At 71.1% G+C, this 6,073-nt stretch carries 9 protein-coding genes; 4 read left to right on the top strand and 5 right to left on the bottom strand.

What is annotated here, in order from left to right; translation table 11 throughout:
- The first annotated feature begins 43 nt into the window (after nt 1-43).
- A complete protein-coding gene (gene pip / locus DEJ33_RS07510; protein WP_111194608.1) occupies nt 44-1,021 on the top strand; it encodes a prolyl aminopeptidase in 978 nt (325 codons plus the stop codon).
- 3 nt (nt 1,022-1,024) lie between these two features.
- On the opposite strand, the gene DEJ33_RS07505 is transcribed toward pip, so the two are convergent.
- Nucleotides 1,025-1,465: a hypothetical protein gene (locus DEJ33_RS07505; RefSeq protein WP_111194607.1), complete on the bottom strand. Its 441-nt coding sequence runs from the start codon at nt 1,463-1,465 to the stop codon at nt 1,025-1,027.
- Between the two features lie 86 nt (nt 1,466-1,551).
- On the opposite strand from DEJ33_RS07505, the gene DEJ33_RS07500 reads away from it, so the two are divergent.
- Nucleotides 1,552-2,529 carry a hypothetical protein gene (locus DEJ33_RS07500; RefSeq protein ID WP_111194606.1) on the top strand — a complete coding sequence of 326 codons (978 nt, stop codon included), beginning with the start codon at nt 1,552-1,554 and terminating at the stop codon, nt 2,527-2,529.
- A 75-nt stretch (nt 2,530-2,604) separates the two neighbouring features.
- Here the strand turns inward: DEJ33_RS07500 and DEJ33_RS07495 are convergent, their stop codons facing one another.
- From DEJ33_RS07495 to DEJ33_RS07485, 3 genes are all read right to left on the bottom strand, one after another.
- Nucleotides 2,605-2,937, bottom strand: a complete 333-nt coding sequence (locus DEJ33_RS07495; protein WP_111194605.1) for a hypothetical protein — start codon at nt 2,935-2,937, stop codon at nt 2,605-2,607.
- 372 nt (nt 2,938-3,309) lie between these two features.
- The gene (locus DEJ33_RS07490; RefSeq protein ID WP_181437268.1) at nt 3,310-3,867 is read right to left on the bottom strand and encodes a low molecular weight phosphatase family protein; all 558 of its coding nucleotides are present in this window, start codon (nt 3,865-3,867) and stop codon (nt 3,310-3,312) included.
- Nucleotides 3,868-3,869: 2 nt separating this feature from the next.
- The gene (locus DEJ33_RS07485) at nt 3,870-5,162 is read right to left on the bottom strand and encodes an adenylosuccinate synthase (RefSeq protein ID WP_111077514.1); all 1,293 of its coding nucleotides are present in this window, start codon (nt 5,160-5,162) and stop codon (nt 3,870-3,872) included.
- A gap of 173 nt (nt 5,163-5,335) precedes the next feature.
- On the opposite strand from DEJ33_RS07485, the gene DEJ33_RS17170 reads away from it, so the two are divergent.
- Both DEJ33_RS17170 and DEJ33_RS07480 read left to right on the top strand, forming a co-directional pair.
- The gene (locus DEJ33_RS17170; RefSeq protein WP_181437267.1) at nt 5,336-5,494 is read left to right on the top strand and encodes a hypothetical protein; all 159 of its coding nucleotides are present in this window, start codon (nt 5,336-5,338) and stop codon (nt 5,492-5,494) included.
- A gap of 99 nt (nt 5,495-5,593) precedes the next feature.
- The gene (locus tag DEJ33_RS07480; protein WP_111077513.1) at nt 5,594-5,767 is read left to right on the top strand and encodes an Rv0909 family putative TA system antitoxin; all 174 of its coding nucleotides are present in this window, start codon (nt 5,594-5,596) and stop codon (nt 5,765-5,767) included.
- A 91-nt stretch (nt 5,768-5,858) separates the two neighbouring features.
- On the opposite strand, the gene DEJ33_RS16890 is transcribed toward DEJ33_RS07480, so the two are convergent.
- Complete coding sequence (locus tag DEJ33_RS16890; RefSeq protein ID WP_146236833.1) at nt 5,859-6,026, bottom strand: acetyltransferase; 168 nt, start codon at nt 6,024-6,026, stop codon at nt 5,859-5,861.
- Between the last annotated feature and the right edge of the window lie 47 nt (nt 6,027-6,073).

Genomic DNA, 6,073 nt, shown 5'->3' with positions numbered 1-6,073 from the left:
AAGAGCCATACCCACCCCGTCTTCCCCCGTCCGAAAGGCCCCCGTGCGCCAGCTGTACCCACCGCTCGAACCGAACCGCTCCGGCCTGCTCGACGTCGGCGACGGCCAGCAGGTCTACTGGGAGGAGTGCGGCGCTCCCGAGGGCAAGCCCGTCGTGTTCCTGCACGGTGGACCGGGTGCCGGCTGCTCCCCCGACCACCGCCGGCTGTTCGACCCGGCGCGCTACCGGATCGTCCTGTTCGACCAGCGCAACTGCGGCCGCAGCCTACCGCACGCCGGCGACCCGGCCACCGACCTGTCCACGAACACGACCTGGAACCTGGTCGGCGACATCGAGCGACTGCGCGCGCACCTGGGGATCGACGCGTGGCAGGTGTTCGGCGGGTCGTGGGGGTCGGCCCTGGCCCTGGCGTACGCCGAGACGCACCCGGAGCGGGTCACGGAACTCGTGCTCCGCGGGATCTTCACCCTGCGGTCGAGCGAGATCGACTGGTTCTACGAGGGCGGGGCCGCGAACGTGCTGCCCGACCTGTGGGAGGGGTACCTCGCTCCCCTGGCACCCGAGGAACGGCAGCCCGGCGGCCTGGTCCGCGTGTTCGAACGACTGCTGGCCGACCCGGACCCAGCCGTGCACGGACCCGCCGCGGTCGCCTGGGCGAGCTGGGAGGCTGCCTCGATCACGCTGCTGCCCCGACCGGACCTGGTCGCCCGGTACGCGGACCCGACGTACGCGCTGGCGTTCGCCCGGATCGAGAACCACTACTTCACCCACGACGGCTGGTTCGAGGACAGCCAGCTGATCCGCGACGCCGACCGGCTGCGCGAGATCCCGACCGTCATCGTGCAGGGGCGCTACGACATGTGCACGCCGGCCGTCACCGCGTGGGACCTGCACCGGGCGCTGCCGTCTGCGGAGTTCCGACTCATCGACGACGCCGGACACGCGTTCGACGAGCCGGGGATCCTCGACGCGCTGCTCGAGACGACGGACCGGTTCGCCGGTTCGGCCTCGGCGGACTGAGGGTCAGGCCGGGTCATCGGCGGGGTCCGCCGTCCGCTGTTCCGTGCGGTGCCGCTCGACCTCGGCGTCGACCGCCCTGCGACGCCGCCAGGCCCGACCGAGGAGGAGTGACAGGGCGCCCGCTGCCGTCAGGACCCCACCGAGGACTGCGCCCGGGAGGGGGCTGTCCGTCCGCTCGTCGTTGCTGAGACCGACGGCACCGAGCAGCAGCGAGACCCCGATGAGCAGGACCAGCATCGCGGCCGAGAACCCCCAGAGCCACGGCTGCCGCACGTCCAACCGCGCTCGCGTGGGGAAGGCGGTGACGGCGAACACACCCCATCCGATGGTGACGGCGGCAGCGATGCGGAACCACGCGCCGAGCAGGACCCCGGCCGCGATCGAGACGACGACGCCGCTGATCGCCCAGAGCCAGAACCCCCACGTCGAACCCCGCTGCGTCATGCGCCCACCGTACTGACGGCGGAGGTGACGAGGACGCGCCGACGCACCACGCGCCTCCAGGCCGTGGCCCGTGGTGGGGTGGTGGCATGACCAGCGACCTCGTGCCGTGGTTGGTCGCCGGGGGGCTCGCCGTCGTGGTGGTCGTCCTGGCGGTCCTCCTGCGGCGACACCAGACCTCTGCCCGCTCCGAGCTCGACGCCGCCGAACGGGCGCGTGCCGCGGAACTCGCCCAGCGCGAGGCGGAGCACCGGGACGCCACCGCGCGGCTCGAGGCCGACCGGGCGGCGCAGGTCGCGGCGGCCGACGCTGCTCGGCGCGATGCCCTCACCGAGGCGGAGGAGAGCCGCGCGCTCGCCCGTCGAGGCATGAAGTGGGAGGAGGCGTCCGAACAGGCGGTCCTCCGGGCCTGCCGTGCCGCCGGGGTGAGCGGGGTGCTGATGACGAACGTCGTGTTCGTCCCCGTCGGTGAGACCGAGCAGGGTCCGTGGCGGAAGTTCGTCGCGCAGGCCGACCACGTGCTCGTGTCCGAGTCCGGTCGCGGTCTGGTCATCGAGAACAAGCGCTGGGGCGGCATCGTGTTCGACGGACGCCGTCCGAGCGAGGTGCACCCGGCGTTCCGGAACCTGGTCGACGAATCGTCCCTCGTGCCACCGTTCGCCGTGCAGGTGCGGAGCCGCACGGTCCTCAACGGTGAGGAGGAGGCCGAGAACTGGTGGCAGGTCCGGGTCCAGGCGAAGGGGGCGTCGCCGGCGCAGCAGGTGCGGCAGCAGGCCCGACGGCTCGCTCGTTTCGTCGACGAGCAGACCGGGGTGTCCCGCACCTGGTTCGACACCTGCGTCTTCTACTCGGCGCCCTCGGCGGCGACGTTCGTGCAGCCGGAGGACCGCAGCGGCACCGTGACGACGAGCATCGTCACGAACGACCACGAACTGCAGTCGGCTCTGGCCTCCTGGGCGGCGAAGGACTCGGTGCCGAACCGCGCCCGCGCCGACGCTGTCGTCCGGGTGCTCGCCGGGCAGGGCGCCCACGCGATCACGGTCGGGAGCTACCGCCTGCCGGAGTGACCCGGGACACGCTCCGGACACGACGACGCCCCACCGGCCGGAGCCGGTGGGGCGTCGTCAGTGGAGCGGGGAGCGCTACGCGGTCGGGCGGATGACCGACGGGAGCATCACGTGCAGGTGCCCGGCGAGCGCCGTCTGCGCGTCCTCGAGCGAGGTGAAGTCGCCGACGACCAGGCCGAAGGTGTCCGAGGCGACGTAGCGGCTGTCGCGCTTGTCGACGGAGCCGCCGAAGTACCCGCCGTAGTTGGCGACCCACTCGTCGTCGCCCTCGAGGGTCCAGGTGAGCTTCGCACGGGCGGCACGGGCGCTGGTGGCGGCCTCGGCCTCCAGGACGGCGACGATGTCGACGGTCTCGGTGTCGAGGGTGACGTCGGTCCCGGTTGCGGTCCGGTTGATGGTCGTGGTCATCGCGCTCTCCTGTCGTGTTCGGGGTACGTGGTGCAGTACGTGAACGCTACGACACCGATCGCGCCGATCGACAGCGAGGCCCGTCGATTCACGGGTTCAGCCCCGGATGTTCATCCGAGAAGCCCGGAACTCCGGGCTTCGTCCCCCGGTGTTCGGGGTACAGCAGGGCCGATCGGGGTACTCGTCATCCGGACGACGGCCGGACGGGGTACGACGCGAGACGCCCGCGTCGACGCGAGACGCCGCCGAAGTGCCGAGACGCCGCGGAGTTCGGCGGCGTCTCGCGCGTACGGGGGCGTCTCGGGCACACGGCGGCGTCTCGGGCGTACCGGGGCGTCCGGGGCGTCCGGGGCGTCTCGGGGCGGCCAGGCCTCAGGACACCGCGCGCAGGGCGTCGGCGATGGTCGTCAGCGCAGCGTTGATCTCGTCCGCGACCCGCACGTGCGTGGACTCCGAGCGACGGTAGGGGTCGTCCACGTCGTCGTCTGCCGGGTCAGCGGGCGGCGGCACGGTCCCGCGCAGCCGGGCGACCCGTTCGACCAGGGCTTCCGGCGAATGCACGTCCGTCAGGTCCCCGGGCTCCAGGCCGCCGAGCACCCGCGCGAACTGCTTGATCGTGAACGCCCGCTTGGCGGCCCGCGGCGTGAGCTGCACGACCGCGGCTCGGTGGGAGCGCTCGGCCGTCAGCACCAGGTCCGCGGACCGGGCGATCTGCTCGGTCAGGTAGCGGGAGCGGTGCGCCTCCGGATGTCCGCCCAGCCGGACGGACTGCTCGGCGGCGGCGCCGTCCATCACGGCGCCGTCGTCGGCGATGGTGCCGGCCGACTCGATGACGTGCTCCGAGGCGGCCGGACCGAGACGCTCCTGCAGCACCTGCGCACCGAGCGGCGACCGGCAGATGTTGCCGCTGCAGACGAAGAGGATCCGCACGCTCAGCCCTGCCCGAGCAGGTCGTGCCGGACGACGATCGCGTCACGCCCCGGGCCGACACCGATCGCGGAGATCCGCGCGCCGGACATCGCCTCGACCGCCAGCACGTAGTCCTGCGCGTTCTTCGGCAGGTCCTCGAAGGTCCGGACGCCGGTGATGTCCTCGGACCAGCCGGGGAACTCCTGGTACACGGGCTTGGCGTGGTGGAAGTCCGACTGGGACACGGGCACCTCGTCCACGCGCTGACCGTCCACCTCGTACGCCACGCAGACGGGGATCGTCTCGAGGCCGGTGAGGACGTCGAGCTTGGTCAGCACGAAGTCCGTCACGCCGTTGATGCGTGCCGTGTAGCGGGCGATGGGGGCGTCGTACCAGCCGCAGCGACGTGGGCGGCCGGTCGTGGTGCCGAACTCGAAGCCGTTGGCGCGGAGGAACTCCCCCGACTCGTCGAACAGCTCGGTCGGGAACGGGCCGGCGCCGACGCGGGTCGTGTACGCCTTGACGATGCCGATGATCCGCTCGAGCTTGCCCGGGCCGATCCCCGACCCCGTGGCGGCGCCACCGGCCGTCGCGGACGACGACGTCACGAACGGGTAGGTGCCGTGATCGACGTCGAGCATGGTGGCCTGGCCGGCTTCGAACAGGACGGTCTCGCCCCGCTCGAGGGCCCGGTGGATCTCCAGCGCCGTGTCGGCGACCATCGGACGCAGGCGGTCGGCGAAGGACAGCAGTGACTCGACCACTTCCTCGGCGTCGATCGCACGGCGGTTGAAGACCTTGACCAGCAGGTGGTTCTTCTGGTCGAGGGCCGCTTCGACCTTCTGCCGCAGGATGTTCTCGTCGAAGATGTCCTGGATGCGGATGCCGACGCGGTTGATCTTGTCCGCGTAGGTCGGGCCGATGCCACGACCGGTGGTGCCGATCTGGCGCTTGCCGAGGAAGCGCTCCGTCACCTTGTCGATGGTGCGGTGGTAGTGCGTGATGACGTGGGCGTTCGCCGAGACGCGGAGCTTCGACACGTCGACACCGCGGGCCTTCAGCGCGTCGAGCTCCTGGAACAGGACCTCGAGGTCGACGACGACGCCGTTGCCGATCACCGGGGTGACGCCCGGCGTGAGGATGCCCGAGGGCAGCAGGTGCAACGCGTACTTCTCGCCGCCGACGACGACGGTGTGTCCGGCGTTGTTGCCACCGTTGAACTTCACGACGTAGTCGATGCGGGAACCGAGGAGGTCGGTGGCCTTCCCCTTGCCCTCGTCGCCCCACTGGGCGCCGATGATGACTGCTGCGGGCATCTGGTTCTCCTCACGTTGGCGGAGGACCGCACACGGCCGTCCGGGCCGGTGGTCCACCCGAGTCTATCGACTGGTCATCTCCACGTCACCGGCATGACGCCAGCTGTGGAGAGCGGTGGCCCTCCGGAGCACGCTGGAGGAGCACGACGACCGCCCCGACGAGAGGAACCACCATGAGCGACCCCATCGACGACATGAACCGCCTGCTGGACACCCAGCAGGCAGAGCAGCTCACCGACGGCGGCATCGGTTCGGTCGAGAGCGCCCCGCAGGACGTCATGCCCGAGACCGACCGCGGGCGCGAGGCCGCCGACGAGCGTCCCGACGCCTGAGCCGCTGACGGCATCCGGCCAGCGCACGCCTGGACGTGCACGGATGGCCGTCCGAGCACGCTCGACCCCGTCAGTGATCCGACGAACGGAAGGAACACCATGAGCGACCTCAGCGACAAGGCCAAGGACTTCGCGAACAGCGACAAGGGCGAGAAGGCCAGCGACTCCGGCCTGGACAAGGCCGCTGGCGCGGCCGACAAGGCCACCGGCGGTGGCCACGGCGACCAGATCGACAAGGCCGAGAAGGCTGCCGACGACAAGATCGGCAACTGACGACCAGTCAGCACCTGCATGACGGGAGGCCCGGTACCAGCTGGTACCGGGCCTCCCGTCATGCAGGTGGTCGCGTCGCGACCGAGCGGCGTCAGCCGCGGAAGAAGTCCGCGTACGAGGGGTCTCCGACCACCTGGGTGTGACCGGGTTCGGCGAGGCGCTCCTCCACCATGGCCCGGATGACGTCCGGCGGGGTCAGGCCGCGGCGACGCCACTCCATCGGGTTCTGCCGGAGCTGCACCAGGCTGTTCGTTCGCATGCTGTAACACTGGCACGAAGTACCTAGTTCGTCTAACTACGTGTCCT

It is taken from the genome of Curtobacterium sp. MCPF17_047, from assembly GCF_003234045.1.
Classification (GTDB): Bacteria; Actinomycetota; Actinomycetes; order Actinomycetales; family Microbacteriaceae; genus Curtobacterium.
The sequence above is the reverse complement of the archived record's forward strand: the minus strand, read 5'-3'. Positions and strand labels throughout refer to the sequence as shown.

Bases quoted from the DNA above. Each gene is read 5' to 3' on its own strand.
- DEJ33_RS07485 (WP_111077514.1), bottom strand. From the start codon at position 5,162: ATGCCCGCAGCAGTCATCATCGGCGCCCAGTGGGGCGACGAGGGCAAG.
- DEJ33_RS07500 (WP_111194606.1), top strand. From the start codon at position 1,552: ATGACCAGCGACCTCGTGCCGTGGTTGGTCGCCGGGGGGCTCGCCGTC.
- DEJ33_RS07480 (WP_111077513.1), top strand. From the start codon at position 5,594: ATGAGCGACCTCAGCGACAAGGCCAAGGACTTCGCGAACAGCGACAAG.
- DEJ33_RS07505 (WP_111194607.1), bottom strand. From the start codon at position 1,465: ATGACGCAGCGGGGTTCGACGTGGGGGTTCTGGCTCTGGGCGATCAGC.
- DEJ33_RS07495 (WP_111194605.1), bottom strand. From the start codon at position 2,937: ATGACCACGACCATCAACCGGACCGCAACCGGGACCGACGTCACCCTC.
- DEJ33_RS17170 (WP_181437267.1), top strand. From the start codon at position 5,336: ATGAGCGACCCCATCGACGACATGAACCGCCTGCTGGACACCCAGCAG.
- DEJ33_RS16890 (WP_146236833.1), bottom strand. From the start codon at position 6,026: ATGCGAACGAACAGCCTGGTGCAGCTCCGGCAGAACCCGATGGAGTGG.